Origin of the sequence: Streptomyces sp. NBC_01314 (assembly GCF_041435215.1) — a bacterium.
Taxonomy (GTDB): Bacteria; Actinomycetota; Actinomycetes; order Streptomycetales; family Streptomycetaceae; genus Streptomyces.
Genome location: NZ_CP108394.1, coordinates 6,601,809 through 6,627,848 on the forward strand (window position 1 = coordinate 6,601,809; position 26,040 = coordinate 6,627,848).

Genomic DNA, 26,040 nt, shown 5'->3' on the forward strand with positions numbered 1-26,040 from the left:
CCCCGACCGGGAGCGCCACACCACCATGAGTACGCCGCAGGACCGACTGACCCACATCGACGAGGCGGGCGCCGCCCGCATGGTCGACGTCTCCGGGAAGGACGTGACCGCGCGCACCGCCCGCGCCAGCGGCCGGGTCCTGGTCTCACCCACGGTGGTCGAACTGCTGCGCGGTGAGGGGGTGCCCAAGGGCGATGCCCTCGCCACCGCGCGCATCGCCGGCATCATGGGCGCCAAACGCACGCCCGACCTCATCCCGCTCTGCCACCCGCTGTCGGTGTCGGGCGTCAAGGTCGACCTGTCGGTCGCGGACGACGCCGTGGAGATCCTCGCCACCGTGAAGACCACGGACCGTACGGGCGTCGAGATGGAGGCCCTCACGGCGGTGTCCGTCGCCGCCCTCACCGTGATCGACATGGTCAAGGCGGTCGACAAGGGCGCGGTCATCACGGACGTCCGCGTCGAGGAGAAGACGGGCGGCAAGTCGGGCGACTGGAGCCGGACATGACGGCGCCCACCGGGGACACCCGTACCGCGCCGTACCGCGCCCTGGTCGTGACCGCCTCCAACCGGGCCGCCGCCGGGGTCTACGAGGACCGGGGCGGGCCCTTGGTCGCCGAGGGTCTCGCGGGCTTCGGCTTCACCGTCGAGGGCCCCCAGGTCGTGCCCGACGGCGACCCAGTGGAGGCCGCGCTGCGGGCCGGAGTCGACGCCGGATACGACGTGATCGTGACGACCGGCGGGACCGGCATCTCGCCCACGGACCGCACCCCCGAGGCCACCCGCGCCGTCCTCGACCACGAGGTGCCCGGAATCCCCGAGGCGATCAGGGCGTACGGCCGGGACAAGGTGCCGACGGCGGCGCTCTCCCGGGGCCTCGCCGGAGTCGCGGGCCGGACACTGATCGTCAACCTGCCGGGCTCGACCGGCGGCGTACGCGACGGCCTGGCCGTACTGGAACCGCTGCTGACCCACGCGGTCGACCAGATCCGCGGCGAAGACCACTCCAGACCCGGCCACGGGGTAGACCACCCCGGATCCAGCCACGGGGGTGCGAGCTGAACAGCCCATCCTGGCCCGTGGCGCTGGTGGACGGCGAGGTCGTCCTCCGGCCCATAAGAATGCGTGACCAGCGGGCCTGGCGCGAGGTCAACCGGCGCAACCGGGACTGGCTGCGGCCCTGGGAGGCGACCATTCCGCCGCCCACGCCCAGCGGACCCATCGCACATCGGCCGACGTACCGCCAGATGGTCCGCCATCTGCGGGCGGAGGCGAACGCGGGCCGGATGCTGCCGTTCGTGATCGAGTACCAGGGGCGGCTGGTCGGGCAGTTGACGGTCGCCGGGATCACCTGGGGCTCCATGTGTTCCGGCCATGTCGGCTACTGGGTCGACGAGTCGGTCGCCGGGCGCGGGGTGATGCCGACGGCGGTCGCGCTCGTCGTGGACCACTGCTTCCGGAGCGTCGGACTGCACCGCATCGAGGTCTGTATTCGCCCCGAGAATCGGCCCAGCCGACGGGTTGTGGAGAAACTCGGATTCCGCGAAGAAGGCGTTCGTCCACGATATCTTCACATTGACGGTGCCTGGCGCGACCATCTCGTCTTCGCGCTCACCGCCGAAGAGGTCCCCGAAGGGTTGCTCGGCCGCTGGCAGCGGGAACGGGCGCGGAACGCGGGCTCCGACATGGGCAAGCCCGGACAACCCCAATAAATGAAATGAGTGTTCGAAAAGCAGGTCCGAACGGTGGCCGGACGGCGATCGGACGGCGGCTGAACGGCGACCGGAAGGCGACCGGAAGGCGGCCGGACGGCTATCGGGTAGCGATCGGATGGCGATCGGCGTGAACGAGTTGAGGCGTTCTCGGCACGTTAATTTCGCCCTCTCGGCGGCCTGTTGATCGGATCGGTCACAAAAAAAGCTCGAAATATCAGCCGGATCGTGCGACACACCGGCTCAATTGGCGGATGCCCTCGCGCAAACCCCTCTACCGTGTGAGGCGTGAGCAGCAGCGGCCTCATCTACGCAGTCATCGTCGGGGCCTGGGCCGCCTACTTGGTGCCGATGTGGCTCCGTAGGCAGGACGAGCTGAACGAAGCCCGTCCGACGGAACGCTTCAGCACCGCCATCCGGCTGCTTTCCGGCCGGGCGGGGATGGAGCGCCGATACGCCAAGGACCTGCGGGCGCGCTCCACCGAAGAGGGGGAGCCCAGCGCCGAACCGGGCGGCGTCACCGACTCGGTGGACGTCCGGGCCTTCGCCATGCCCCCGCCCCGGGAGCACACGAGGGCACAACTGCCGGCGGAGCGGGGTGAGTCACCCCAGCAGGGCCAGCAGCAGAGTCAGCAGACGCAGCAACCGGGAAAACAGGCGGCACAGGCGAAGCCGGTGCCCCAGCAGGGCGGCGCGCCGCCGGCCAAGCAGGCGGGTGCGCCCTCCGTCAAGCAGACGGGCGCTTCGTCGGCCAAGCAGGGGGCGGCCCAAGTGCCCACCCCCGCGCGGGCGAAGCATCCGGGCAATCAGGCGACGGGCGCACGCCGGGGCGACTCGGCGGAGGCCAAGGCGCGGGCGCAGCGCTCGAAGGTGCTCGCGCGCCGACGGCGTACGACAGTGATGCTCTTCATCGCCTTCACGCTGGGCGCGGTCGTCGCGGCGGTCGGCGGGCTCGCCTTCCTGTGGGCGCCGACCGTACCGGCGGTGCTGCTGAGCACGTACATCGCGCATCTGCGCCGCCAGGAGCTGAAGCGGTTCGCGTTCACGATGGACCGGCGGCAGGCCGAGGTGGCGGCGCAGCGACTGCGGGAGCGGCAGCCCCAGCGGCGGCGCCCGATGCCGGACCCGGTGGACACCGACGAGCCGGAGGACGGACCGGAGAACGAGGAGAACCGGGCCGAGCTGACCGCGCTCGCGGCCGACCGCCGCGCCCTCGTCGAGCAGACCGACCACGCCGAGTGGGTCGACCAGCAGCGTGAGCGCCAGCGGCGGCCTGCTCAGGGCGACAGCTGGGACCCGGTCCCCGTGCCGCTCCCGACGTACGTCACCGCGCCGGTCGCCCCCCGGGCCACGTCCGGGGTCGACCTCGGAGCGCCGGACGCGTGGAGCTCCGCGCGCTCCAGCGCGGCCGACCCGCACGGCTCGTCGGGCGCCCCGTCGAACTCCGCGCACGGCTCCGGGCGTGAGCCGGAGGGGGAGCACGACGGCGAGGAGCAGGCGGAGGACGCCGACGCGGGCGACGCTCCCGACGGTGGTCGTTCCGACGCCCGCCGGGCCGCGTCCGCGCGACGCTCCCGCGAGCGGGGGCGCACGCCGCTCTTCGACCAGTACGAGGACGGCGACCGCCCCCGAGCGGCCAACGAGTGACCCTCGCGATGCCGGATCTCCCACTCCGCTGACCAGCCACGAGGCACCCGCAAGCCGCCCGCAAGCCGCCCGCGAGCCGCTCGCCGGCCCCTCGGGAACGGATTTCCAAGCACCGCGATCGGGATGCTAGAGTTTCTCTCGTTGCAAGGGCCTGTGGCGCAGTCTGGTAGCGCACCTCGTTCGCATCGAGGGGGTCTGGGGTTCAAATCCCCACAGGTCCACGCAGCTCAGAGCCCCCAGTGGTGATCACCACTGGGGGCTCTGACGTGTTGTCAGGACGGGGTGGCTGCGGTTGTCGCCGGCTCCGTGATCGCGTCGAAGTACGGCCAGCCGTCCACCTCGACCGTCTGGGCGGACGGGTGGAGGTCCAGGTTCGGGGCGGCGGCGTCCAGGAGGCGGCGGACCGTGCCGGGCTCGTGGAGGTTGAGGTAGGTGTGGTCGGAAAGGCGGACCAGGGCGCCGGAGTCGAAGTAGCAGTTCGAGACGGTGCGGTCCTCGGACGGGCCGAAGAGCAGGACCAGGCGGCGGCGCCGGGGGCCCTCCGGGTAGAGGGACAGCTTGAGATGGCAGTGGTCGTCGGCCGCGCGGCGAGGGTCCCTCCCACTTGAGCGAAGTCGGGAGTGGGGGAGTTGGCGGACGGTCCAGTGCCAGGTGGTGTCGCCCACGACGAGACGGCGTAGACGGTTGTTCTTCGTCACCGGGACACCGTAGGCGGCCAACGCCGTCGCGGGCACCGGGATTTACCTGGCCGGGTGCCGGGTGTCGGTTCCTGGTGCGGTCAGAGGGGCTTCGCGAAGCACAGGCTCAGTTCGTGGAAGCGGTAGTAGCCGAACTTCGCGCAGGGCTCGTAGCCGCTGGAGGTGTAGAGGGCCACGGCCTCGGGCTGCTTGGCGCCGGTTTCGAGGACCATGCGGGTGCGGCCGCCGGCGCGGGCGTCGGACTCCAGTTCGGCGAGTATGTGGCGGGCCAGACCCAGGCCGCGGGCCTCGGGGGTGACGTACATCCGCTTGATCTCGGCGTCCCCGTCCTGGTAATCCTCGTCGTTGGCGTCCTGGGTGCGCCAGCCGCCCGTGGCCAGCGGGCTGCCGTGCTCGTCGTAGGCGATCAGGTACAGCCCCGCCGGCGGTACGAAGTGCGCCGGGTCCATGTGCGTCGCGTCGCCCTCGTCGCCGTAGCGGGCGCTGTACTCGGCCTGGACCTCGTCGTTCAGCTTGACGGCGTCGGGATGGTCGAAGGCTACGCGGCGGATAATCATGCCGGACATCGTACATCTATGCAATGACTGTCCTCCAGAGCCCTCCAGAGCCCTCCAGAGCCCTCCAGAGCCCTCCAGGACCCTCCCAAGCTCTCCAGAGATCTCCAGAGTCGGTGCATCCGGCGTGATTGTCGTCGGATCTGGACTCCGTCCAAGGTGCGGGTATCGTGCCCGGGTGCTGACTGTGACCTCTGTGAATGTGAACGGGCTGCGGGCCGCCGCGAAGAAGGGCTTCGTGGAGTGGCTCGCCGGGACCTCGGCGGATGTGGTGTGCCTGCAGGAGGTGCGGGCCGAGCCGGAGCAGCTGCCGGAGGGGGTGCGGCGGCCCGAGGGGTGGCACGTCGTGCACGCCCCGGCCGCCGCCAAGGGGCGCGCGGGGGTGTCGCTCTACAGCCGGCGTGAGCCCGACCGGGTCCAGGTCGGCTTCGGGTCGGCCGAGTTCGACGGGAGCGGGCGGTACGTCGAGGTCGATCTCCCCGGCGTCACCGTGGCCAGCCTCTACCTTCCCTCCGGCGAGGTCGGGACCGAGCGGCAGGACGAGAAGGTCCGCTTCATGGGGGAGTTCCTCGCCTATCTGAAGGGGCTCCGCGAGCGGGCCGCCGCCGATGGGCGTGAGGTCGTGGTCTGCGGCGACTGGAACATCGCCCACCAGCAGGCCGACCTCAAGAACTGGCGCGGGAACCAGAAGAGCTCCGGTTTCCTGCCGGAGGAGCGGGCTTGGCTCGGGCAGGTCTTCGACGAGAGTGACGGGGCGTACGTCGATGTTGTGCGCGCCCTGCATCCCGACGTCGAGGGGCCTTACACCTGGTGGTCGTACCGGGGGCGGGCCTTCGACGCGGATTCAGGTTGGAGGATCGACCTCGCCGTCGCCACTCCGGGGCTCGCTCAACGTGCCGTCAAGGGCTATGTGGAGCGGGCCGCCAGCCATGCGGAGCGCTGGTCGGACCATGCTCCCGTGACCGTGGTCTTCGACAGGTGACGCGCTTCGAGAGGTAGTACGGCCTGGCCAGTCGGGCCTGGCCGCGGCCGGCGACCTCCGGTTGGGCGCGCGACTGGGCCTGGCGGTCGTGGGGGATCAGTGGCGAGGGCTACGCCGTCGACGCCGCTCCTTGGCGATGTCGGCCATGCCCCGGGCTGGTCACACAGCGGCCCAGCCTTCTCGATCTCGCTCTCGGATGTCGAATCAACATCCTCATACAGGGAAGTGGGGCTGAGCGCCCCCGATGGGGTGAATGTCACAGCCCGCCGCTTTCTACGACTGCTGGCGCAACCGCCGGTCCAGCGCCAGTGACAGTTCTGCCTCCGCCACGCTCTTCGCCAAGGGGCGGAGGCGGTGGAGGTCTTCAGGGGTGCGGCCCGGCTGGGTGAGGACGAGGTCGGTGAAGAGGGTGGCTAGGGCTTCGGCGTGTTCGCGTACGCGGCGACCGGCGGCGAGGACATCGGCGAGGGGGACGCCCTCGCGGACCAGGGCCGCCGAGACGTCGAGGAGACGGCGGCTGATGTGGACGATCTCGCCGCCGTCGGTGGCGAGGTAGCCGAGTTCGAGGGCGGCGGCGAGGTTCTCCGAGGTCGCCTGGTCGCCGAAGTGGTCGGCGAGTTCCTCGGGGGAGAGGCGGACCGGGACCTCCTCGGTGGGGTCCCCGAGGCCCAGCAGTTCGCCCACGTCGCGACCCTGGTCGAAGGCCTCCGCCAGCTCGGCTATGCCGCTGAGCGTGTGGCCGCGCTCCAGCAGTGCCGAGATCGTGCGCAGCCGGGCCAGGTGTGTGCCGTCGTACCAGGCGATACGGCCCTCGCGGCGGGGCGGCGGGATCAGTTTGCGCTCCCGGTAGAAGCGCAGGGTGCGTACGGTGATGCCGGCCTCTCCGGCCAGCTCCTCCATGCGGTACTCGCGTCGCTCGCCGTCTTCTGCCACGCGCGCAGCCTATGTCGTACCGCTGGTAACTCCAGAGGGCCCGACCCCTACCCATCGGTACGGTCCTGCCCTACGCTCCCACTGCGCCAGTGATTACTGGCGCGGACGTGGGGTGCGAACGCGGTGTGCGCACGCGATGAGGCGTGGAGGTACCGGATGGCCGAGCAGGGGCAGGCGCGGCGGGAACAAGGGCCGCATGTGCGGGTGGCGGTGGTCGGGTCCGGGTTCGGCGGGCTCGGGGCGGCCGTGCGGCTGCGGCGCGAGGGGATCACCGACTTCGTCGTCCTGGAGCGGGCCGGTTCCGTCGGCGGCACCTGGCGGGACAACGACTACCCGGGGTGCGCCTGTGACGTGCCGTCCCACCTGTACTCGTTCTCGTTCGCGACCGACTACGCGTGGCCGCGCGCCTTCTCCGGGCAGGAGCACATCCGGGCCTATCTGGAGCATGTGACGGATGTCTTCGGGCTGCGGTCTCATATTCGCTTCGACTCCGAGGTGCTGAGGATGGCCTGGAACGGGGAGCGGTTGTGCTGGGAGATGGAGACCAGCAGTGGGCCGCTGTCCGCCGACTTCGTCGTATCCGCCACCGGGCCGCTCTCCGATCCGAGGATTCCCACCGAGGCCGAGCTGCCGGGGCTCGGCTCGTTCCCCGGCAAGGTCTTCCACTCCGCTCGCTGGGACCACGGCTACGACCTGCGCGGCAAGCGGGTCGCGATGATCGGTACGGGGGCCTCCGCGGCCCAGATCGTGCCGGCGATCCAGCCCGAGGTGGGCCGGCTGACCCTCTTCCAGCGGACCCCGCCGTGGGTGCTGCCGCGGGTCGACCGGGGCATCGGCGGCGTCGAGCGGTGGCTGCACCGGCAGCTGCCCTTCACCGCGCAGGCCCGGCGCGGACTGCTGTGGGGCATGCGGGAGTTGCAGGTGCAGGCCTTCACCAAGCGGCCCAAGGTGCTGGGCGTGGTGGAGGGGGTGGCGAAGCGGAACCTGGCCCGGACCGTCAAGGACCCGGAGCTGCGCGCCCGGCTCACCCCCGACTACCGCATCGGCTGCAAGCGCATCCTGCTGTCCAACACCTACTATCCGGCGCTCACCCGGCCGAACGTCGACGTGGTCGCCTCCGGGCTGGCCAAGGTCGACGGCTCCACGCTCGTCGCCGCCGACGGGTCCGCCGCCGAGGTCGACGCGATCGTCTTCGGCACCGGGTTCCACGTCACCGACATGCCCATCGCCGACCGGGTCGTGGGCGCCGACGGCCGGACCCTCGCCGAGGCCTGGGCGGACGGCGGGATGCGGTCGCTGCGCGGGGCGTCGGCCGCAGGGTTCCCGAACTGGATGACGATCATCGGGCCCAACACGGGCCTCGGGAACTCCAGCATGATCCTGATGATCGAGTCACAGCTCAACTACATGGCGGACTTCGTACGGCAGTTGGACGTGCTGGGCGGCCGGGTCGCCCTGGACGCCCGGCCCGCCGCCGTGGCGGCCTGGAACCAGCGGGTCCAGAAGCGCATGGAACGCACGGTCTGGAACACGGGTGGCTGCACGAGCTGGTATCTCGACGCGAACGGCCGCAACACGACGGTCTGGCCGGGCACGACGACCGAGTTCCGGGGCGCGACCCGGCGGGTCGATCTGAGCGAGTACGCGGTGCTGCGGGCGGCTCGGCAGGGTACGGAGAACGAGGAGACGCCCAGGAAGGGCGACACGGTGAAGGTGGAGGCCGGAGCGTGACCCGACTGACCCATGTGAAGAACGGGCCCTACGCGCCCCCCGTCGCCGCGAGGGAGTTGGCGGCCGTGTCCGCCGACGGGGCACGGCTGCACGTCGAGGTCCATGGACCCGAGGGTGCGCCCGCGGTGGTGCTGGTGCACGGCTGGACGTGTTCGACGGCGTACTGGGCGGCGCAGGTCCGGGACCTCGCCGTCGACCACCGGGTCGTCGTCTATGACCAGCGCGGCCACGGCCGCAGTCCCGCCTCCGCCGTGTGCAGCGCGGACGCCCTCGCCGACGATCTGGAGGCGGTGCTCGCGGCGGCGCTCGCGCCGGGCGAGAAGGCGGTGCTGGCCGGGCACTCCATGGGCGGGATGACGCTGATGGCGGCCGCCGGACGGCCGGGCTTCCGGGAGCACGCGGCGGCGGTCCTGCTGTGCAGCACGGGCAGTTCGAAGCTGGTCGCCGAGTCGCTGGTCGTGCCGATGCGGCCGGGGCGGGTGCGCACCTGGCTCACCCGGCAGGTCCTCGGCTCGCGGGCGCCGCTCGGGCCGGTCACGCCGGTCTCCCGACGGATCCTCAAGTACGCGACGATGGGCCCCGGTTCGTCGCCGGTGATGGTCGAGGCGTGCGCGCGGATCGTGCACGCCTGCCCGGCCAGGGTGCGGCACGCCTGGTCGCACGTCCTCGCCTCGCTCGATCTCGACCACGGCGTAGGGGAGTTGACGGTACCGACGGCCGTGGTCGTGGGCACGGCGGACCGGATGACCCCGCCCGTGCACGCGCGGGCGCTGGCCGCCGCGCTGCCCGACTGCGTGGGCGTGAGCGAGCTGACCGGGGTCGGACACATGGCGCCGGTGGAGGCGCCGGAGGCGGTCACCGCCCGGATACGCGGGCTCGTGACGACGTACGCGACGACGTGTGCGACGACCGAGCGGGACGAGTTGGAAGAGGCGGGCGCATGAGCAACGGCAGCACCTTGGAGGGGCGGGTCGCGGTCGTCACCGGGGCCGCGCGGGGCGTCGGGGAACTCCTCGCGCGCAAGCTCTCGGTGCGTGGGGTGAAGGTCGCGCTCGTCGGCCTCGAACCGGACGAGCTGAAGCGGGCGTCGGAACGGCTGTACGGGGACAGCGAGTTCTGGCACGCCGACGTCACCGACCACGAGGCCATGGCGCGGGTCGCGGCGGAGGTGAAGGAGCGGTTCGGGCGGGTCGACATCGTCGTCGCCAACGCGGGCGTCGCGAACAGCGGGCCCTTCGTCGACTCCGACCCGGAGTCCTGGCGGCGGGTCATCGAGGTCAACCTCGTCGGATCGGCCGTCACCGGGCGGGCGTTCCTGCCGGCGCTGATCGAGAGCCGGGGCTATCTGCTGCAGATCGCCTCGCTCGCCGCGATCACTCCGGCGCCGATGATGACGGCGTACTGCGCGTCCAAGGCGGGCGTCGAGGCGTACGCGCACTGTCTGCGTGCCGAGGTTGCGCACCAGGGGGTGGGTGTCGGCGTCGGGTATCTGTCCTGGACCGACACGGACATGGTGCGTGGCGCCGACAAGGACGAGGCGCTGCGGGAGTTGCGGGAGCGGCTGCCGTGGCCGGCCGGGAAGACGTATCCGCTGGGGCCGGCCGTGGACCGGCTCGTCGCCGGGATCGAACGGCGGTCCAGCCATGTGTACGGGCAGTGGTGGCTGCGGGGGATGCAGGGCGTACGCGGGTATCTCCCCGGGCTCATAGGGACGTTCGCGCCGCGCGAGGTGCGGCGGATGGAGCCGCGGCTGCGTGGGGTGGCCAAGGGGCTGGTGGGGGCCGGTGGGGCCGCGGACGAGCGGACGCGGGGGGTCGGGGAGCCGGACCCCCGATGACCGAGGGTTACCGAGTGTCACTGATCGAAATGCGTTGAATGTCCGCCCGTGTTTGTCTGGTCGAGGCCCGATCCCCTCACCCACTACGGGAGTGAAACCACATGGGCATGAAGGACCAGTTCCAGGACAAGGCCGAGCGGCTCAAGCAGCAGGCCAAGCAGAAGGCCGGGCAGTCGCCGGAGGAGCGTGAGCGGGCTCAGCGGCCCGGTGAGCGTGAGCAGCCCGGGCGTGAGCACGGGCAGCCGCAGCGTGAGCGTCAGCCGCAGCGCGAGCACGGGCAGCAGCAGCCGCAGCGTGAGCGGCAGGCGCAGCGTGCGCACGGGCAGCCGGAGCGTGGTGCGCAGCGGCGGGACGAGGAGTCCGAGCGGCTGGTGCGGGACGAGGAAGACCGGTTCCGGCAGGACGTGTAGCCGCCGGACTTGGCTTCGGCCACGCGGAACGTGGGGCGCCCTCCCTTTTGGGGAGGGCGCCCTGCGTTTTTTGTTCGTCCGCGGGGGTGCGTTGTCGTTGTCGGGTGCGGGCTCGTTGTGGCTGGTCGCGCAGTTCCCCGCGCCCCTTTGTCAGGAACGCGGGGGGAGTTTCGGGCGGGCTCGGTTCGGGGTGTTGGTGTAGTCCGGGGGGGTTGCCGGGGGGTGGGTTTTCAGGAGGTCCAGGGCCAGGGACACCGCCGCGTCGAGCTGGGTGTTGCGGCCTTCGGCCCAGTCGAGGGGGGTGCGGAGGGTTTCCAGGTCGGGGGTGACGCCCCGGTTCTCGATGGTCCAGCCGTACGCGTCGAACCAGGCCGCGTTCATGGGGACGGTGATGACGGTGCCGTCGCCGAGCTGGTGGCGGCCGGTCATGCCGACGACCCCGCCCCAGGTGCGGAGGCCGACGACGGGGCCGAGCTTGAGGAGTTTGAAGGCGGCGGTGATCATGTCGCCGTCGGACGAGGTCGCCTCGTCGGCCAGGGCCACCACCGGGCCGCGTGGGGCGCTGGACGCGTACGACACCGGCTGGGCGTTGCGGGTCAGGTCCCAGCCGAGGATCGTGCGGGTCAGTTTCTCCACCACCAACTCGCTGATGTGGCCGCCCGCGTTGCCGCGTACGTCGACGATCAGGGCGGGCCGGGAGACCTCCATGCGCAGGTCGCGGTTGAACTGGGCCCAGCCGGAGCCGCCCATGTCCGGGATGTGGAGGTAGCCGCAGTGGCCGCCGCTCAACTCCCGTACGACCTCGCGGCGTTTGGCGACCCAGTCCTGGTAGCGCAGGGGGCGCTCGTCGAGGAGGGGGACCACGGCGACGCGGCGGGAGCGGCCCTCGCCCTCGGCATCGAAGGGGCCCGAAGGGCCTTCCTCGGAAGGGCCCGACGGGTCTTTCGAGGAAGGGTGGTGGTGGGCGACGGGTTGGGCGAAGGTCAGTTCGACGGTCGTGCCGCCCGCGCCCGCCAGCAGGGGGTACGGGCCTGTCGTCGGGTCCACCGGGCGGCCGTCGACGTGGGTCAGCGCGGCACCTTCCCTGATGCCCGTGCCGGCCAGCGGGGAGCGGGCCTTGGAGTCGGACGAGTCGCCGGGGAGGATGCGGCGGATCGTCCAGTCGTCGTCCCGGCGGACGAAGTTGGCGCCCAGGAGGCCCTGGCGGCGCTGGTAGTGGGGCGGGCCCTCGTTGCGGCGCGCGGGGGAGACATAGGCGTGGGACGTCCCGAGTTCGCCGAGGACTTCGCGGAGGAGGTCCGCGAACTCGTCGGGGGACGCGACCCGTTCGACCAGGGGGCGGTACTGGTCGAGGACGCCGTCCCAGTCGATGCCGCTCATCCTCGGGTCCCAGAAGTACGCGCGGATCAGGCGGCCGGCCTCCGCGTACGACTGGCGCCACTCCGCCGCCGGGTCGACCTCGTGCAGGACGCGCCGCAGGTCGATCCAGACGGTCGAGTCGAGGTCGCCGGACTCGGTGGAGGGGACGGCCCGGAGGTCGCCCTCGTCCACCACGACCAGCCGTGAACCGTCGCCGCTGACCGCGAACCAGTCCAGGTGCTCGACCAGTTCGGACTTCTTCGCCTTGCTGATGTTGAAGTGTTCGAGGGTCGGGCGGCCCGTCATGTCGTCAGGGTTGGCGAAGGTCTCGCCCAGGGCGCCCGAGATGGGCCAGCGCAGCCAGACGAGGCCGCCGCCGGCGACCGGGTACAGCGCAGAGTACTTGGAGGCGGTGACGGGGAACGGCGTGACGCGGTTCTCCAGGCCCTCGGTCTCCACGATCACCGTCCCGCCGATGTTCTCGTCCTGGGCCGGGTCCATGCCTCCGGCCACCGGGCGGCCGTCGGGGTTCAGGGCGAAGGGGGAGGGCGTGGCGGAGGAGAGCGGGACCAGGTACGGGCGGCAGCCGAGCGGGAAGGACAGGTCGCCGGTGTGGACGTCGTACACCGGGTCGAAGCCGCGCCAGGACAGGAAGGCCAGGTAGCGGCCGTCGCGCGTGAACACCGGGTTCTCGTCCTCGAAGCGGCCGTTGGTGACGTCGACGATGGTCCGGTCCTTGATGCGGGCCATCTTGATCTGGCGCAGCGTGCGGCCGATGCCCGGGTGGGACCAGGTCAGCCAGGCGCCGTCCGGGGAGAAGGCGAGGTCGCGGACGGGGCCGTTGAGGGAGGTGATGAGTTCGGTGATCTCCTCCTCCGCCTCGTCAGACTCCTCCGGCTCCTCCGATTTCTCCGACTTCTCCGTCCCCGTGGTGCCCGTGGTGGCGGCCGCCTTGCCGGACACCGTGACGAGGAGGACGCGGCCGTCGTCGGCGGCGATGGCGAGGCGTTCGCCGCGTGGGTCCGACACCAGTTCCAGGACGCGGCCCAGGCCGCCGGAGGCGAGGCGGCGGGGCTCGCGGTCGCCGGTGGCCCGGGGGAGGTAGGCGATCTCGATCGCGTCCTCGCCGTCCGCGTCCGTCACGTACGCCACCTGCGCGCCGGAGCCGAGCATCTCGGGCAGCCGGACGCGGACACCCGGGGTGTCGGCGATGGTCCGGGCGGGGCCGTCGCGGTGGGTCAGCCAGTAGAGGCTGCCCCGTACGACGACCGCGCTCGCCCGGCCCGTCTCGTCGACGGAGATGCCGTCGACGTGCTGGGCGGCCGGCACCTGGTACGGCCGCCGCCCGGTGCGCGAACCGCCGAGCCGTACGTCGAGGCGGCGCGGGACGGCGTCGGCGGCGAGGTCGTCGACGATCCACAGGTCGCCCGCGCACTGGTACACCACCCGGGTGCCGTCGCTCGCCGCGTGCCGGGCGTAGAAGGAGTCGTGGTCGGTGTGGCGGCGCAGGTCGGAGCCGTCGTACGCGCAGGAGTAGAGGTTGCCGACGCCCTCGTGGTCGGAGAGGAAGCCGATGCGACCGCCGACGAACATGGGGGAGTGGAGGTGCCCGTCGAGGTCGGCCAGCAGCCGTTCGCCGTGCAGCCAGAGGCGGCCCGTGGCCCCGCCCCGGTAGCGCTTCCAGGAGGCCGGTTCGTGCGGGGGCGTACCGGTGAGGAGCAGCGTGCGGCGCTCGCCGTCGATCTCGGCGCACTGGATGTCGGAGACCGGTCCCCAGGGGAGCTTGTGGCCGGGATCGCCGTCCGTGCGGAGCTTGTAGGCCCAGGTGAAGTACGAGAACGGCTCGCCGTGGGACGCGACGGCCAGGATGTCCGAGCGGCCCTCGGTGTCGGCGGTGGGGGGCGTCCAGCCGCGGACCTCGGTGTCGGGGCTGCCCCAGTGGGTGAGCCGGCGCGCGGGGGCCCCGCCGTCCAACGGGGCCAGATGGATCTCCGGGACGATGGTCCGCCAGCTCGTGTACGCGATGTGCCGGCCGTCGGGCGAGAAACGGGGCGTGGTGACCTTCGTACGGTCGACGGTGAGCCGCCAGGCGCGGTCCGAGCCGTCCAGGGGGGCCAGCCACAGGTCGTCCTCGGCGACGAAGCAGAGGCGGTCGCCGCTGAGGTGGGGGAAGCGGAGGTAGCCGGGCGCGGGCTCGCCACCGGCCGCCTCCTCGTAGGTCTCGGCTGCGTCTGCGGGCGCGTTCTCGTACTCGTCTCTCACCTCCCCATGTTTTTCCGCTCGGGAGACCCCGGCAACTCGTGAAATCGGCCGGGGGACGGCCGCGGGCCACCGAGCGTGCGGTCGCGGACCGCCGGGCGCACGGCCGCTCGCCGCCGGGCGTACGACCGCGCGACCCAGAACACGAACGAAACCGTTTCGTTTTCTTCGACTTTCGGTGTACCTTCGTAAGCGTACGAAACCGTTTCGTTCGAGAAGCGGGGTGTCCGGCCCGTGCCATGCCGTACGGCCGGTAGCCTTGTCGTTCTCGAACGTGCAACCCGGGTAAAGGGGAGTGGGATGACTGAGACCGCGACAGTGCGCCGCAGTCGGATCACGCCCGAGCGTGAGGCCGAGCTGTACGCCGCCGTCCTCGACCTGCTCCGGGAGGTCGGCTACGACGCCCTCACCATGGACGCCGTGGCCACCCGCACCCGGTCCAGCAAGGCCACCCTCTACCGCCAGTGGGGCGGCAAGGCCGAGCTGGTCGCGAAGGCGATCCGGCAGGACAAATCGATGTCCGGGACCGATGTCGACACCGGATCCCTGCGCGGCGACTTCCACGCCCTGGTCCGGCGCGAGGACGACTGCGCCATGGAGCAGAACTCCGCGCTGATGCGTGGCCTGGCCATGGCGGTGCACACCAACCCCGAACTGCTCGCGGCGTTCCGTGAGTTCCTCGTCGAACCGGAGATGGCGGAGTTCCAGCGGGTGCTGCAGCGCGCGATCGACCGCGGTGAGGTCCGGCCGGACAACCCCGCGCTCGAGTTCGTGATGCACATGATGCTCGGTGCCTTCGTCACCCGGACGCTGCTCGAAGAGCTGCCGCCGACCCAGGCCTTCCTCGTCTCGTACATCGACGCCGTGGTCCTCCCCGCCTTCGGCGTACCGATCGACTGACACCACCGACACCACCGACACCACATCCCCCCGGTGCCGACAGCCGCCTGACGCGCGGCTGAGTCCCACCTGACGCCACCCGCTCATGTCGTCGGGCTGATCACCCCTGCCTTGCCTCGCCCTGCCCTCACCCTCCCCGCGGCACGGGCTGATCCGTCCTGCCTGCCCTCCGCACGTCCACGACCTGAACGGGAGTACCACCCCCGTGGCCACATTCCTTTACAAACTGGGTCGACTCGCCTTCCGGCGACGACACTTCGTAGCCCTGATCTGGGTGGCACTGCTGACGCTCGCGGGCGTCGCCGCCGCCTCCGCGCCCGCCGCGGGCTCGTCCTCCTTCTCCATCCCCGGGACCGAGGCCCAGAAGGCCTTCGACCTGCTTGAACAGCGCTATCCCGGCATGAGCGCCGACGGCGGCACCGCCCGGGTCGTCTTCAAGGCGCCGGAAGGCGAGAAGATGGCCGATGCCGCGAACAAGGCGACTGTCGAGAAGACCGTCAAGGAACTGGGCGACGGCTCCGAGGTCGTCTCCGTCAGCGACCCGTTCACCACCAAGGCGGTCAGCAGGGACGGGACGGTCGCCTACGCCTCGGTGACGTACAAGGTCCCGGGCATGGAGCTGACGGACTCCTCCAAGGAGGCTCTGGAGACCGCCGCGCACAAGGCGCAGGACGCCGGGCTGACCGTCGAGATGGGCGGTGACGCCCTGCAGGCCGAGCCCGAGACGGCGGCCACCGGCGAGATCATCGGTCTCGCCCTCGCCGCGGTCGTCCTCGTCGTCACCCTGGGCTCGCTCGTCGCGGCCGGGCTGCCACTGCTGACGGCGATCATCGGCGTCGGCATCGGCGTCTCCACCATCACCGCCCTCGCCGACGCGCTCGACCTCGGCGACACCACCTCCACCCTCGCCCTGATGATCGGTCTCGCGGTCGGTATCGACTACGCGCTCTTCATCGTCTCCCGCTACCGGTCCGAACTGGCCGAGGGCCGGGAACGCGACGAAGCGGTCGGCCGGGCCGTCGGCACCGCCGGCTCGGCGGTGGTCTTCGCGGGGCTCACGGTCGTGATCGCGCTGGCCGGCCTCGCGGTCGTCAACGTCCCGATGCTGACCAAGATGGGTCTCGCGGCTGCGGGCACGGTCGTCATCGCGGTCCTCATCGCCCTCACCATGGTCCCGGCGCTGCTCGGCTACGCGGGCCGCAAGGTCCGGCCGGCCGGAGAGAAGGGCAAGCTGCTCGGACGCGGCAAGGCGAAGGGCTCCACGGAGAACTCCACGACGGGCTCAGCGCAGAGCTTCACGAAGGACTCCACGAAGGGCTTCACGAAGGACTCCACGCATAACCCTGCCAAGGAAGCCGGCGCGGTGAAGCCCGGCATGGGCACCCGCTGGGCGAGCTTCGTCGTCCGTCGTCCGGTCGCCGTGCTGCTGCTCGGCGTGGTCGGACTGGGCGCGATCGCGCTCCCGGCCACCCAGCTCGAACTGGGCCTGCCCGACGACGGTTCGCAGGCGACGTCCACCACGCAGCGCCGGGCGTACGACCTGCTGTCCGAAGGCTTCGGACCCGGTTTCAACGGTCCCCTGATGGTTGTCGTCGACGCCAAGGACAGCGCGTCCCCGCAGAAGGCCGCCACCGCGGTGACCGACGAGATCAAGAATCTCCAGGACGTCGTGACGGTGACCCCGGCGACGTTCAACAAGGCCGGCGACACGGCGATGATCACGGTGATCCCGAAGTCCAAGCCGTCCTCGACGCAGACCGAGGACCTGGTGCACTCCATCCGTGACGCGGGCGCCGGCGTGACGGCGGACACGGACGCGGAGGTGCTGGTCACCGGCGCCACGGCGATGAACATCGACTTCTCGCAGAAGCTCACCGACGCGCTGCTCCCGTACCTGGCGCTGGTGGTGGGGCTCGCCTTCCTCCTGCTGATCGTGATCTTCCGGTCGATCCTGGTTCCGCTGAAGGCGGCCCTCGGCTTCCTGCTCAGCGTGCTGGCCGCGCTCGGCGCCGTGGTCGCGGTCTTCCAGTGGGGCTGGCTGGCGGGACTCATCGGCGTCGAGGAGACCGGCCCGATCATGTCGATGATGCCGATCTTCATGGTGGGTGTGGTCTTCGGCCTGGCGATGGACTACGAGGTGTTCCTCGTGACCCGCATACGTGAGGCGTACGTCCACGGCGAGAACCCGAACCAGGCCGTGGTGACCGGCTTCAGGTACAGCGGCCGGGTGGTCGCGGCCGCCGCGGCGATCATGATGGCCGTCTTCGCCGGCTTCATCGGCTCCGGCGAGTCGATGATCAAGATGATCGGCTTCGGCCTCGCCATCGCCGTCTTCTTCGACGCGTTCGTCGTCCGCATGGCCATCGTCCCGGCCGTCCTCGCCCTCCTGGGCGACAAGGCCTGGTGGCTGCCGAAGTGGCTCGACCGCGCGCTGCCGAACGTCGACGTCGAGGGTGAGGGCCTGCGGGCGCACGACGACGCCGCGAAGAACTCGGCCGAGGACGACGAGGACAGGGAACTGGTCCGCGCCTGACGCGACGGACGGCTGCCGAGTGGGATCGGCAGCCGCGCAGGACCGCCGGTGAGGGCCCGTGGGGACGGGCGCCCTCACCGGCTTCTGCGTTTCCGGGTCTCCAGCATGTGGGACACGTCCTGACCCATACGGTTCCTAACGTGGTCGTACGCGTTCACCCCACCGGAACTGGAGCGACCGACCATGGCTGCCGGCACCGAGATCCGTCCCTTCCGTATCGACATTCCTCAGACCGAACTGGACGACCTGGAGGAGCGGTTGGCGCGTACGCGCTGGCCGAAGCAGCTGCCCGGTGACGGTTTCGACCGGGGGGTGCCGGTGGCGGCGGTGCGGGAGCTGGCCGAGTACTGGCGCACGAAGTACGACTGGCGAGCCCAGGAACGCCGCCTCAACGAGTTCCCCCAGTTCATGACCGAGATCGATGGCCTGGACGTGCACTTCCTCCACGTACGCTCGCCCCGGCCCGGCGCCGTCCCCCTCCTCCTCTCCCACGGCTGGCCCAACTCGGTGGTCGAGTTCACGCGTCTGATCGGCCCCCTGACCGAACGCGGGTTCCATGTCGTGGCCCCGTCCGTCCCCGGCTTCGCCTTCTCCGAGGGGCCGAGGGAGGTGGGCTTCGGTATCGACGACGTGGCCCGTATGTGGGCCGAGCTGATGCGCCGCCTCGGCTACGACCGCTACGGCACCCAGGGCGGCGACCTGGGCGCGTATCTGGCCCCGGCGGTGGCGCGTACGGCCCCCGAGCACGCCATCGGCGTCCACATCAACGGCGGCTTCGGCTTCCCCACGGAGGCGGACGTCCCCGAACTCACCGAGGCGGAGCGGGCCCACTACGAGATGATCAAGCAGTGGTCGAACGGCGGCGTCGACCACCACACCCTCCTCCGCTTCGCCCCGCAGACCTTCGCGTACGCCTGGAACGACTCCCCGGTCGCCCAACTCACCTGGATGATGCAGAAGTTCGAGGACTTCCTCATCCGCGACTACGACCGCGACCTGTTCCTCACGAACGTCACGCTCTACTGGCTGACGGGCACCTCCGGCACGTCGTCCTGGTTCATGTACAGCCGCCGAGAGTTCGTGTGGCCGCAGGGGCAGCAGCACGTCCCGACGGGCGTCTACTGCGGCCCGCCCGCGATCCGCCGCCTCGCCGAACGGGACAATCGGATCGTGCACTGGCCGGAGTCGAACCCGGGGAGCCACTTCGTGGCGATGGACGAGCCGGTGGCACTGGCGACGGATATCCGCACCTTCTTCGACAGAATTCTTTGACCACTCGATTCTTTGACCACTCGATTCTCCAGCCATCGGGTTCTCCGACGGCTGGATTCCCCGATTGCGAGGGCATGACCAGTGACCGACGACAGCCGCATAGGCCCGCCCCTGCTCGGCTCCGAACGAGACACGCTCCGAGCCTTCCTCGACTACCACCGCGCGACCCTCGCCATGAAGTGCGAGGGCCTCACGGACGAGGAGTTGCGCAGCCGGTCGATGCCCCCGTCGACGCTCTCGCTGTTGGGCCTCGTGCGGCACATGGCGGAGGTGGAACGCGCCTGGTTCCGCCGGGCCTTCGAGGACCACGACGCCCCGATGGTGTGGTCGAAGGAGATCGACTTCCAGGCGGCGTACGACGCGAGCGCATCGACGCGGGCGGAGGCGTTCGGGGCGTGGGAGGCGGAGGTGGAGACCTCGCGGCGTATCGAACGGGAGGCGGAGACCCTGGACCTGGCCGGTTACCAGCCGCGCTGGGGCGAGGAGGTCTCGCTGCGGATGGTCATGATCCACGTCCTGCTGGAGTACGGCCGGCACAACGGCCACGCGGACTTCCTGCGGGAAGGGGTGGACGGGACGGTCGGGGCGTGAGGGGCCAGGTGCCGTCGGGGCACCCGTTGGACGACGCGGACGGTGCCGGGGTCTTCCGGCGGCGGCTTCGTGCTCACAGAACCACAGTTGAACGAGGTAGCGGCGGTAGTTGATCAGTGCGCCGGCGTACACGGAGTAGGCGTCGAGGCGCTCCTGGCGAAGCTTTTCCCGGCGGGCGAACTCGCGGCTCCGGTCGGTGGTGCGCTGCTGGAATGCGAGCGTCAGCCCCGAGCCGAGGAGCGTACCGAGTACGGCTGTGCCACTGGCGATGACGGTCTCCACGGTCCAAGCTGATCACGCGGTGACAACTGCTGACAGGCGGGGCGGAGCGGGGGAGGAGCCGGTGGCAAGGTTATCGGAGAGACTGTGGCAGGCATTTCTGAGATTCGACCGGAGTCTCGGTGGTGCGCAACCGCCCCCGAAGGCGCAGGTGTTCGTGGCCCGGCATCCGGTGAGGGCCGGAGTGGTCTTCGGCGCACTGTGGGGAGGCCTGACCGTGTGGGCCCTGGCCGCGTTTCATGATCCGGTGCGACTGCTCCAGGCGGTTTCGATCGGTCTGTGCGGAGGCCTGTTCGTCTGGCTCGGCTGCCGCCTCGAACGCCGCCGCCAGGCCCACTACGCGCAAAACGGAGGCTTCCGCCGGGACCTTCCCGCGCCACCCGTCCAGGGCAACGCAAGGCCCGTGTGGTTCGAAGGCATGGTCTGGCTCAGCCACTGGGCCGTCTACACGGTGCTCTTCTGGCTCGTCGGCCGACTGAGGAACCCGCCCTTCGACTGGGTCCAGAGCGCGTTCCTCGCCGGATTCCTCATCGTTCTGAGCTCGGCCGTACGCCTGATCAAGGAGCGCCGCCGCCGACGCGGCCGTTGACCACCGGGACCGGGACCGGGTCACTCCCTGGCGTCGGGCACGTCATCGTCGAACACCTCGGTGACGGAGGTGGCCGTGATCGCGCGGGTGAACCAGCGGTTGAGGGTGTCGAGGTCGTGGCAGGACGCGATGTGGTCGCGATCGGCGTCGGACACGTGCACGTCGCGATGGTCGAGGAGCAGGAGGACGTCCTCGATCTTTGCCTCGGCCAGCCCCTTGGCCACGCCCTGTGCGACCCCCTGTGCGAGGCCCTGTGCGACGCCCTGCGCCCTGCCCTCCGCCCGGATTTCCTCGGAGATCGGCGACGTGAAGAACGAGAGGTCGGTCATGAGGTCCCTCCAGGTAGCGGCGGCCGAGGTTTCTCCCAGCCCCTGAGATGTCAGTTCTACGAAGATCGTCGCGGTGTTGGGATCGCGGGCTTCGAGGCCCTTCAGCGGGATCTGGCGCGGAACCCCGGGCGTTCACGCCCGGGAGGAAGCGCTTCTTGATGCTGCTCTGACCCGCGCGGGTGCACGGGTCTGCGCTGTTGACCTGAGCCGACTCAGACGGGTCGTTTCTGGTTCTCGACACTCGTGGTGCTGTCGGCCGTACGGTGACGGCGGGCCGAGGCGCCTGACAAGGTGCCCATGGCAGACACCTGGGAATCACACAGCTACCGCTCATAGCATCCGGGCATTCCATGACGGGAACATTCGGAAAGCGCGGTTCGGCATCATGAGCACAGCGAGCAACAGCGGCAGCAGCGGCCACAGCCACGGGCACGACCACCACCACGACGACGAGTTCGACAGAGGGCTCTCCCACGACCTCCCCGTGTTCGCCCGCCGCCGCATGATCAGACTGCTGGCCGGCGCGAGCATGGTCCCGCTGGTGGCGGCGTGTTCCACGGACGACTCCGGCAGCAGCGCCGCAGCGGACTCGTCATCCTCAGGTTCGTCCTCGTCCGGCACCTCCGGCTCGGACTGCGAGGTCATCCCGACCGAGACGGCCGGCCCGTACCCCGGTGACGGCTCGAACGGCCCGAACGTCCTCAAGGAGAGTGGTGTCGTCCGGCGCGACATCACGAAGAGCTTCGGCTCGTCCAGTGGTGTCGCCGAAGGCATCCCGCTGACGATCACGCTGACGGTCGTCGACCAGGCCTCCGGCTGCGACACCCCGAAGGAGGGCGCCGCCGTCTACCTGTGGCACTGCGACCGGGAGGGCAGGTACTCCCTCTACTCCGACGGTGTCACCGAGGAGAACTACCTGCGAGGCGTCCAGGAGACCGACGACAAGGGCCAGGTCACCTTCACGTCGATCTTCCCCGCCTGCTACACGGGCCGCTGGCCGCACATCCACTTCGAGGTGTACGGCAGCCTGGACGACGCCACCGCCGCCCAGGACATCGCCGCCACCTCGCAGCTCGCGTTCCCCAAGGACGTCTGCGACACCGTGTACGCGACGGACGGGTACAGCCAGAGCGTGCAGAACCTCAGCCAGCTCTCCCTGGAGAGCGACATGATCTTCAGTGACGGCTACGACCAGCAGCTCGCCACCCTCAAGGGCAGCACCGACAAGGGCTACACGGCCACCCTCACCGTCCCGGTGTGACCCGGAAGAGCACCGGAGCCCCCGTATCAGCCGAGGTGCGCCGTGTCCCCACCGCGCCTGCCGCAGCCGTCCCCCGTCGCTCTCCCATTGCGAGACCGAGGCGTTGGGGACGGGTGGCAGCCGGTCGGGGGACGTCGTGCCGAGACCCGCGCACACGAGGCGTACGGCGACGGCGATCGCGTCATGGGCGATCAGCAGCACCCGCCGGCCGGGGGCGGCCCGGTCCAGCTCGTCGACGAAGTCCCGTACCCGCAGCACCACATCGGTCAGCGCCTCCCCACCCGGCGGATGCATCTCGAAGATCCCCATCTCCCGGTCCCGCAGCCGCTCGTCGACGAGCAGCGGAGGCGGGGCCACGCGCGGATGCCGGCCATCGACTCCCAGGTCTGCCGGGCCCGTACGTACGGCGAACAGACCACCAGCTCCGGCCCCTGGTCGCCGGCGATCCCGGCCAGCCACCCGCCCAGCGCCCCGGCCTGCGCACGGCCCAGGTCGGACAGGGGAACGTCCGCGCCCCGGCCCGGCAACGGCACGGCCGACCCCGTCCGCTCGGCCTCGGCGGACGCGGCGTTCGCGGTGCTCTGGCCGTGCCGGATCACCCACAACGAGGCGAGCGTGTACGGCGGCGCGATCCCCTCACCGGGCGCCGGCGCGGTCGTGATCGCGGTGTCGGTGTCGATATCGGTGTCGTCCATCGGCGCTGTCATGCGTCCCCAGGCTCGTCAGCGCCCCCCGGCTCCACGCCGCCATCCCTACCCCCCGACCCCCGTCGTCAGTGCGCGACCGGCACAGCCGTGTACGTCCGCCGCAGGAAGCGGATCAGGGCCTTCGTGTCGAACTGCAGCACCGCCACCTCCTGGGCGGAGTGGAACTCCATGACGGCCTGGACGCGGCCGCAGGGCCAGATGCTCACGGGACCGGAGCTGGTGGGGGTGCGCAGGCCTCGTTCGAGGAGGTCGCGGGGGAAGGTCCACTCGTCGGAGCCGGGGAGGCGTACGCGGACGGCGGTGGCGTCGGCGTCGGGGTCGTAGCGCAGGACGACCGGCACGGTGTCCCGGTCCTCGGGGGAGTCCGTGACGACATGGGCCCGAGCGTACTGCTCGACGGTGACAGACATCGGGCTGCTCCTCACGCTGAGTGACACAAGCAGAAACTGTCAATCCGCTGTCCACTGCCCCTCCAATGTCGCATATTTTCCGCCCCGCGCCCCCCGCAAGCCTCCGCAAGCCCCCGCAAGCCCCGCGAGAGCGCCGGAAGGCCGCTGCGAGCACGCGGGGCGGTGACGGGTGCGAGGGGTGTCCGTCCCCGCGTTCGGCGAGCCGTTCGCTAATCAATCCCTCATCGCTCTTGCAAGAGACTCGCAATAGGGCTCTATCATCGTAAGGTTCCAGCCACTCCAGCCATCCGCAGACCGCCCGTTGCCCGCCAGTGTGTCCGCACCCGGTGCCCGGCCCCCGTACACAGGAGAGCGAGCCCTCGTATGCACGTCCCCGACGGATTCATCAACGCCCCCGTCTCGACGGTCGCCGGAGTCGTCGCCGCCGGTGCGGTCGCCGTGAGCCTCCGCGGCGCCCGGCGTGAGCAGGGGGGCACCTCCCGCGCGAGCGAAGCCGAGCGTGGGGGAGAGCGGACGGCGCCACTCGCCGGGCTCGTCGCCGCGTTCATCTTCGCCGTGCAGATGCTGAACTTCCCGGTCGCGGCCGGGACCAGCGGACATCTGCTCGGAGGCGCCCTGGCCGCGATACTCGTCGGCCCCTTCACCGGGATCCTGTGCGTGTCCGTGGTGCTGCTGATGCAGGGCATCCTCTTCGCCGACGGCGGCCTCACCGCCCTCGGTGTGAACATCACCGTCATGGCGGTCGTCACCTCCGTCGTCGCCTACGCCGTCTTCCGCGGGCTCGTGAAGGTGCTGCCCAGGAAGCGCCGCTCGGTCACCGTCTCCGCCTTCGTCGCCGCACTGATCTCCGTGCCCGCCGCGGCCGCCGCCTTCACGCTCGTCTACGCGATCGGCGGCACCACGGACGTGCCGATCGGCTCGGTCCTCACCGCCATGGTCGGCGTCCACGTCCTCATCGGCATCGGTGAGGCCGCGATCACCGCCGCCACGGTCGGCGCCGTCATCGCCGTACGCCCCGATCTCGTACACGGCGCCCGGGGCCTGACCGCCCCGCTGAAGCTGCGTGTCAACGGCGAGCTGGTCGACGCGCCCGCCGCCGAGCCGACGCCCGCCCCGGTCGCCGCCCGCTCCACCCGCAGGCTTCTCCTCGCCGGCCTCGGCACCTCCCTCCTCCTCGCCGGTGTCGTCAGCTTCTACGCGTCCGCCAGCCCCGACGGTCTGGAGAAGGTCGCCGCCGACAAGGGCATCGACGCCAAGGCCGAGGACCACGCCGCCGCCGACTCCCCGCTCGCCGACTACGGTGTCGAGGGCCTCACCGACGCCCGGCTCTCAGGCGGTCTCGCGGGCGTGATCGGGGTCGGCGTGACGGTCGTCGCGGGTACGGGCATCTTCTGGGCCGTACGCAGGCGGCGGACCGGCGAGGGCGACCCCACGTCCCCCACCTCCGTGCCCGAGAACGCCTGACATGGGCGCCGGCCACGCCCACAAGCTCTACCGGCACGCGCACTCGCCCGTGCACGCCCTGCCGCCGCACACCAAACTCGCGGCCGTCTTCGCCTTCGTGGTCGTCGTGGTGTCGACGCCGCGGGAGGCGATGTGGGCGTTCGGGCTGTACGCCGCGTTGCTCGGCGTGGTCGCGTACACGGCCCGCGTACCCGCCGGTTTCCTGCTCCGGCGGCTGCTGATCGAGATCCCGTTCGTCGCGTTCGCCGTGCTGATGCCGTTCGTGGCGCAGGGCGAGCGCGTCGAGGTCCTCGGCATGTCGCTGAGCGTCAGCGGGCTGTGGGGCGCCTGGAACGTCCTCGCCAAGGGGACACTGGGCGTCGCCGCCTCCGTCCTCCTCGCGTCCACCACCGAACTCCGCGAACTCCTCCTCGGACTCCAGCGCCTCAGACTGCCGCCGCTGCTCGTCCAGATCGCGTCCTTCATGATCCGCTACGGGGACGTGATCACCGATGAGATGCGGCGGATGCGGATCGCGCGCGAGTCACGAGGGTTCGAGGCGAGCGGCGTCCGGCACTGGGGAGTGCTCGCCAAAACGGCCGGGGCCCTGTTCATCCGCTCCTACGAGCGTGGCGAGCGGGTCCATCTGGCCATGATCAGCCGGGGGTACGCGGGCACCATGCCCGTCATCGACGAAGTGACCGCGTCCCGGGCACAGTGGTCGTACGCATTCGCGCTTCCGGGCGCGGCCCTCGTCGTCTGTCTGCTGGGATGGAGCCTTTGACCGCGTCCGAAAGCCTCGCGCCCCCGTCCGAAGGCCTCGTGCCCCCGTCCCTCGAAGTCGCAGGGCTCGCCTTCGCCTACCCCGACGGCCATCAGGCCCTCTTCGGCGTCGACCTCACCGTCGGGCGAGGGGAGAGGGTCGCGCTGCTCGGGCCGAACGGGGCCGGCAAGACGACTCTCGTCCTGCACCTGAACGGCATCCTCACCGGGGGCGCCGGCACGGTGACCGTCGCCGGGATGCCTGTCGGCAAGCGGCACATGGCCGAGATCCGGCGGAAGGTCGGCATCGTCTTCCAGGACCCCGACGACCAGCTGTTCATGCCGACCGTGCGGGAGGACGTGGCCTTCGGGCCCGCCGCGGCGGGGATGAAGGGCGCCGAGCTGGAGGCCCGGGTGGACCGGGCCCTCGAACAGGTCGGCATGGCGGAGTTCAAGGAACGGCCACCGCACCACCTCTCCTTCGGGCAGCGGCGCCGGGTGGCCGTCGCCACCGTCCTCGCGATGGAGCCCGAGATCCTCGTCCTCGACGAGCCGTCCTCCAATCTCGACCCCGCCTCGCGCCGCGAACTCGCCGACATCCTGCGGTCGTTGGACGTCACCGTCCTCATGGTCACGCACGACCTGCCGTACGCCCTCGAACTGTGCCCGCGCGCGCTGATCCTCAGCGAGGGGGTCATCGCGGCGGACGGTCCGACCGGGGAGCTGCTGGTCGACGACGAGTTGATGCGGGCCCATCGCCTCGAACTTCCGTTTGGGTTCGACCCGGGCTCGGTCGCGTCTCGTCGATGACCGGGTGCGGGTGCGGGTGCTGGTGCGGATGG

General features: G+C 70.8%; 25 protein-coding genes, 1 tRNA gene and 2 pseudogenes. 19 read left to right on the plus strand and 9 right to left on the minus strand.

All coding sequences use genetic code 11. From position 1 onward, the window contains the following. The first annotated feature begins 25 nt into the window (after nt 1-25). From moaC to OG622_RS29305, 5 genes are all read left to right on the plus strand, one after another. Complete coding sequence (gene moaC / locus OG622_RS29285) at nt 26-508, plus strand: cyclic pyranopterin monophosphate synthase MoaC (RefSeq protein WP_371579612.1); 483 nt, start codon at nt 26-28, stop codon at nt 506-508. Continuing rightward, nucleotides 505-1,062, plus strand: a complete 558-nt coding sequence (locus OG622_RS29290) for a molybdenum cofactor biosynthesis protein B (RefSeq protein ID WP_371579613.1) — start codon at nt 505-507, stop codon at nt 1,060-1,062. The genes moaC and OG622_RS29290 overlap by 4 nt, the downstream gene beginning before the upstream one ends. A gap of 17 nt (nt 1,063-1,079) precedes the next feature. Continuing rightward, entirely contained in the window at nt 1,080-1,712 is a 633-nt protein-coding gene (locus OG622_RS29295; RefSeq protein WP_371579614.1) for a GNAT family N-acetyltransferase, read from the plus strand. 288 nt (nt 1,713-2,000) lie between these two features. After that, nucleotides 2,001-3,359, plus strand: a complete 1,359-nt coding sequence (gene glpR / locus OG622_RS29300; RefSeq protein WP_371579615.1) for a gephyrin-like molybdotransferase receptor GlpR — start codon at nt 2,001-2,003, stop codon at nt 3,357-3,359. A gap of 147 nt (nt 3,360-3,506) precedes the next feature. Next, nucleotides 3,507-3,580 (plus strand) — tRNA-Ala (locus OG622_RS29305). Nucleotides 3,581-3,631: 51 nt separating this feature from the next. Here the strand turns inward: OG622_RS29305 and OG622_RS29310 are convergent. Further along, on the minus strand, nt 3,632-4,057 hold the full coding sequence (locus OG622_RS29310) for a hypothetical protein (RefSeq protein WP_371579617.1): 426 nt from the start codon (nt 4,055-4,057) through the stop codon (nt 3,632-3,634). 80 nt (nt 4,058-4,137) lie between these two features. Further along, nucleotides 4,138-4,614, minus strand: coding sequence for a GNAT family N-acetyltransferase (locus OG622_RS29315; protein ID WP_371579618.1), 477 nt, complete (start codon nt 4,612-4,614; stop codon nt 4,138-4,140). Between the two features lie 175 nt (nt 4,615-4,789). Between OG622_RS29315 and OG622_RS29320 the strand changes: the two genes are divergently transcribed. Next, on the plus strand, nt 4,790-5,593 hold the full coding sequence (locus OG622_RS29320; RefSeq protein ID WP_371579619.1) for an exodeoxyribonuclease III: 804 nt from the start codon (nt 4,790-4,792) through the stop codon (nt 5,591-5,593). A 273-nt stretch (nt 5,594-5,866) separates the two neighbouring features. On the opposite strand, the gene OG622_RS29325 is transcribed toward OG622_RS29320, so the two are convergent. Continuing rightward, on the minus strand, nt 5,867-6,526 hold the full coding sequence (locus OG622_RS29325) for a MerR family transcriptional regulator (protein ID WP_371579620.1): 660 nt from the start codon (nt 6,524-6,526) through the stop codon (nt 5,867-5,869). Nucleotides 6,527-6,682: 156 nt separating this feature from the next. Between OG622_RS29325 and OG622_RS29330 the strand changes: the two genes are divergently transcribed. The 4 genes from OG622_RS29330 to OG622_RS29345 all read left to right on the plus strand — a co-directional run bounded on the left by OG622_RS29330 (nt 6,683) and on the right by OG622_RS29345 (nt 10,504). Continuing rightward, nucleotides 6,683-8,257: a flavin-containing monooxygenase gene (locus OG622_RS29330; RefSeq protein ID WP_371579621.1), complete on the plus strand. Its 1,575-nt coding sequence runs from the start codon at nt 6,683-6,685 to the stop codon at nt 8,255-8,257. Then, nucleotides 8,254-9,201 (plus strand): alpha/beta fold hydrolase, encoded by a 948-nt coding sequence (locus tag OG622_RS29335; protein ID WP_371579622.1) that lies wholly within the window; start codon nt 8,254-8,256, stop codon nt 9,199-9,201. The genes OG622_RS29330 and OG622_RS29335 overlap by 4 nt, the downstream gene beginning before the upstream one ends. After that, nucleotides 9,198-10,094 (plus strand): SDR family oxidoreductase, encoded by an 897-nt coding sequence (locus OG622_RS29340; RefSeq protein ID WP_371579623.1) that lies wholly within the window; start codon nt 9,198-9,200, stop codon nt 10,092-10,094. Before OG622_RS29335 ends, OG622_RS29340 begins: the two co-directional genes overlap by 4 nt. Nucleotides 10,095-10,195: 101 nt before the next feature. After that, entirely contained in the window at nt 10,196-10,504 is a 309-nt protein-coding gene (locus OG622_RS29345; protein WP_371579624.1) for a hypothetical protein, read from the plus strand. A 150-nt stretch (nt 10,505-10,654) separates the two neighbouring features. Here the strand turns inward: OG622_RS29345 and OG622_RS29350 are convergent, their stop codons facing one another. After that, entirely contained in the window at nt 10,655-13,987 is a 3,333-nt protein-coding gene (locus tag OG622_RS29350) for a S41 family peptidase (protein ID WP_371584255.1), read from the minus strand. A 435-nt stretch (nt 13,988-14,422) separates the two neighbouring features. Between OG622_RS29350 and OG622_RS29355 the strand changes: the two genes are divergently transcribed. The 4 genes from OG622_RS29355 to OG622_RS29370 all read left to right on the plus strand — a co-directional run bounded on the left by OG622_RS29355 (nt 14,423) and on the right by OG622_RS29370 (nt 19,418). After that, the gene (locus OG622_RS29355) at nt 14,423-15,022 is read left to right on the plus strand and encodes a TetR/AcrR family transcriptional regulator (protein WP_371579625.1); all 600 of its coding nucleotides are present in this window, start codon (nt 14,423-14,425) and stop codon (nt 15,020-15,022) included. 205 nt (nt 15,023-15,227) lie between these two features. Next, a complete protein-coding gene (locus tag OG622_RS29360) occupies nt 15,228-17,555 on the plus strand; it encodes an MMPL family transporter (protein WP_371579626.1) in 2,328 nt (775 codons plus the stop codon). A gap of 183 nt (nt 17,556-17,738) precedes the next feature. Then, entirely contained in the window at nt 17,739-18,827 is a 1,089-nt protein-coding gene (locus OG622_RS29365) for an epoxide hydrolase family protein (protein WP_371579627.1), read from the plus strand. 81 nt (nt 18,828-18,908) lie between these two features. Further along, entirely contained in the window at nt 18,909-19,418 is a 510-nt protein-coding gene (locus OG622_RS29370; protein WP_371579628.1) for a DinB family protein, read from the plus strand. Between the two features lie 32 nt (nt 19,419-19,450). Here the strand turns inward: OG622_RS29370 and OG622_RS29375 are convergent. Then, nucleotides 19,451-19,700 (minus strand): annotated as a pseudogene (locus OG622_RS29375) (hypothetical protein); the annotation flags it as partial. A gap of 154 nt (nt 19,701-19,854) precedes the next feature. Here OG622_RS29375 and OG622_RS29380 point away from each other — a divergent pair. Then, a complete protein-coding gene (locus tag OG622_RS29380) occupies nt 19,855-20,286 on the plus strand; it encodes a hypothetical protein (RefSeq protein WP_371579629.1) in 432 nt (143 codons plus the stop codon). Between the two features lie 20 nt (nt 20,287-20,306). Here OG622_RS29380 and OG622_RS29385 read toward each other — a convergent pair whose 3' ends face one another. After that, the gene (locus OG622_RS29385) at nt 20,307-20,615 is read right to left on the minus strand and encodes a hypothetical protein (protein WP_371579630.1); all 309 of its coding nucleotides are present in this window, start codon (nt 20,613-20,615) and stop codon (nt 20,307-20,309) included. 385 nt (nt 20,616-21,000) lie between these two features. Here OG622_RS29385 and OG622_RS29390 point away from each other — a divergent pair, with 385 nt between their 5' ends. Beyond that, entirely contained in the window at nt 21,001-21,876 is an 876-nt protein-coding gene (locus OG622_RS29390; protein ID WP_371579631.1) for an intradiol ring-cleavage dioxygenase, read from the plus strand. A gap of 105 nt (nt 21,877-21,981) precedes the next feature. On the opposite strand, the pseudogene OG622_RS29395 reads toward OG622_RS29390, so the two are convergent. From OG622_RS29395 to OG622_RS29405, 3 genes and pseudogenes are all read right to left on the minus strand, one after another. After that, a pseudogene (locus OG622_RS29395) lies at nt 21,982-22,185 on the minus strand (histidine phosphatase family protein); the annotation flags it as partial. Continuing rightward, nucleotides 22,143-22,571, minus strand: coding sequence for a phosphoglycerate mutase family protein (locus tag OG622_RS29400; protein WP_371579632.1), 429 nt, complete (start codon nt 22,569-22,571; stop codon nt 22,143-22,145). The gene OG622_RS29400 and the pseudogene OG622_RS29395, both read right to left, overlap by 43 nt. 77 nt (nt 22,572-22,648) lie before the next feature. Continuing rightward, nucleotides 22,649-22,993 (minus strand): SsgA family sporulation/cell division regulator, encoded by a 345-nt coding sequence (locus OG622_RS29405; RefSeq protein ID WP_371579633.1) that lies wholly within the window; start codon nt 22,991-22,993, stop codon nt 22,649-22,651. A gap of 363 nt (nt 22,994-23,356) precedes the next feature. Here OG622_RS29405 and OG622_RS29410 point away from each other — a divergent pair, with 363 nt between their 5' ends. The 3 genes from OG622_RS29410 to OG622_RS29420 are packed head-to-tail and all read left to right on the plus strand — an operon-like array spanning nt 23,357 to nt 26,008. Continuing rightward, nucleotides 23,357-24,457, plus strand: a complete 1,101-nt coding sequence (locus OG622_RS29410) for an energy-coupling factor ABC transporter permease (protein WP_371579634.1) — start codon at nt 23,357-23,359, stop codon at nt 24,455-24,457. Between the two features lies 1 nt (nt 24,458). Continuing rightward, nucleotides 24,459-25,220 carry a cobalt ECF transporter T component CbiQ gene (cbiQ, locus tag OG622_RS29415; protein ID WP_371579635.1) on the plus strand — a complete coding sequence of 254 codons (762 nt, stop codon included), beginning with the start codon at nt 24,459-24,461 and terminating at the stop codon, nt 25,218-25,220. Beyond that, the gene (locus OG622_RS29420) at nt 25,208-26,008 is read left to right on the plus strand and encodes an energy-coupling factor ABC transporter ATP-binding protein (protein WP_371579636.1); all 801 of its coding nucleotides are present in this window, start codon (nt 25,208-25,210) and stop codon (nt 26,006-26,008) included. Before cbiQ ends, OG622_RS29420 begins: the two co-directional genes overlap by 13 nt. The last annotated feature ends 32 nt before the right edge of the window (nt 26,009-26,040 follow it).

Coding starts and splice junctions, on each gene's coding strand:
- cbiQ (WP_371579635.1), top strand. CDS start 24,459: ATGGGCGCCGGCCACGCCCACAAGCTCTACCGGCACGCGCACTCGCCC.
- OG622_RS29420 (WP_371579636.1), top strand. CDS start 25,208: ATGGAGCCTTTGACCGCGTCCGAAAGCCTCGCGCCCCCGTCCGAAGGC.
- OG622_RS29385 (WP_371579630.1), bottom strand. CDS start 20,615: ATGACCGACCTCTCGTTCTTCACGTCGCCGATCTCCGAGGAAATCCGG.
- OG622_RS29340 (WP_371579623.1), top strand. CDS start 9,198: ATGAGCAACGGCAGCACCTTGGAGGGGCGGGTCGCGGTCGTCACCGGG.
- OG622_RS29345 (WP_371579624.1), top strand. CDS start 10,196: ATGGGCATGAAGGACCAGTTCCAGGACAAGGCCGAGCGGCTCAAGCAG.
- OG622_RS29400 (WP_371579632.1), bottom strand. CDS start 22,571: ATGGACGACACCGATATCGACACCGACACCGCGATCACGACCGCGCCG.
- OG622_RS29365 (WP_371579627.1), top strand. CDS start 17,739: ATGGCTGCCGGCACCGAGATCCGTCCCTTCCGTATCGACATTCCTCAG.
- moaC (WP_371579612.1), top strand. CDS start 26: ATGAGTACGCCGCAGGACCGACTGACCCACATCGACGAGGCGGGCGCC.
- OG622_RS29390 (WP_371579631.1), top strand. CDS start 21,001: ATGAGCACAGCGAGCAACAGCGGCAGCAGCGGCCACAGCCACGGGCAC.
- OG622_RS29290 (WP_371579613.1), top strand. CDS start 505: ATGACGGCGCCCACCGGGGACACCCGTACCGCGCCGTACCGCGCCCTG.
- OG622_RS29315 (WP_371579618.1), bottom strand. CDS start 4,614: ATGATTATCCGCCGCGTAGCCTTCGACCATCCCGACGCCGTCAAGCTG.
- OG622_RS29410 (WP_371579634.1), top strand. CDS start 23,357: ATGCACGTCCCCGACGGATTCATCAACGCCCCCGTCTCGACGGTCGCC.
- OG622_RS29330 (WP_371579621.1), top strand. CDS start 6,683: ATGGCCGAGCAGGGGCAGGCGCGGCGGGAACAAGGGCCGCATGTGCGG.
- OG622_RS29355 (WP_371579625.1), top strand. CDS start 14,423: ATGACTGAGACCGCGACAGTGCGCCGCAGTCGGATCACGCCCGAGCGT.
- OG622_RS29405 (WP_371579633.1), bottom strand. CDS start 22,993: ATGTCTGTCACCGTCGAGCAGTACGCTCGGGCCCATGTCGTCACGGAC.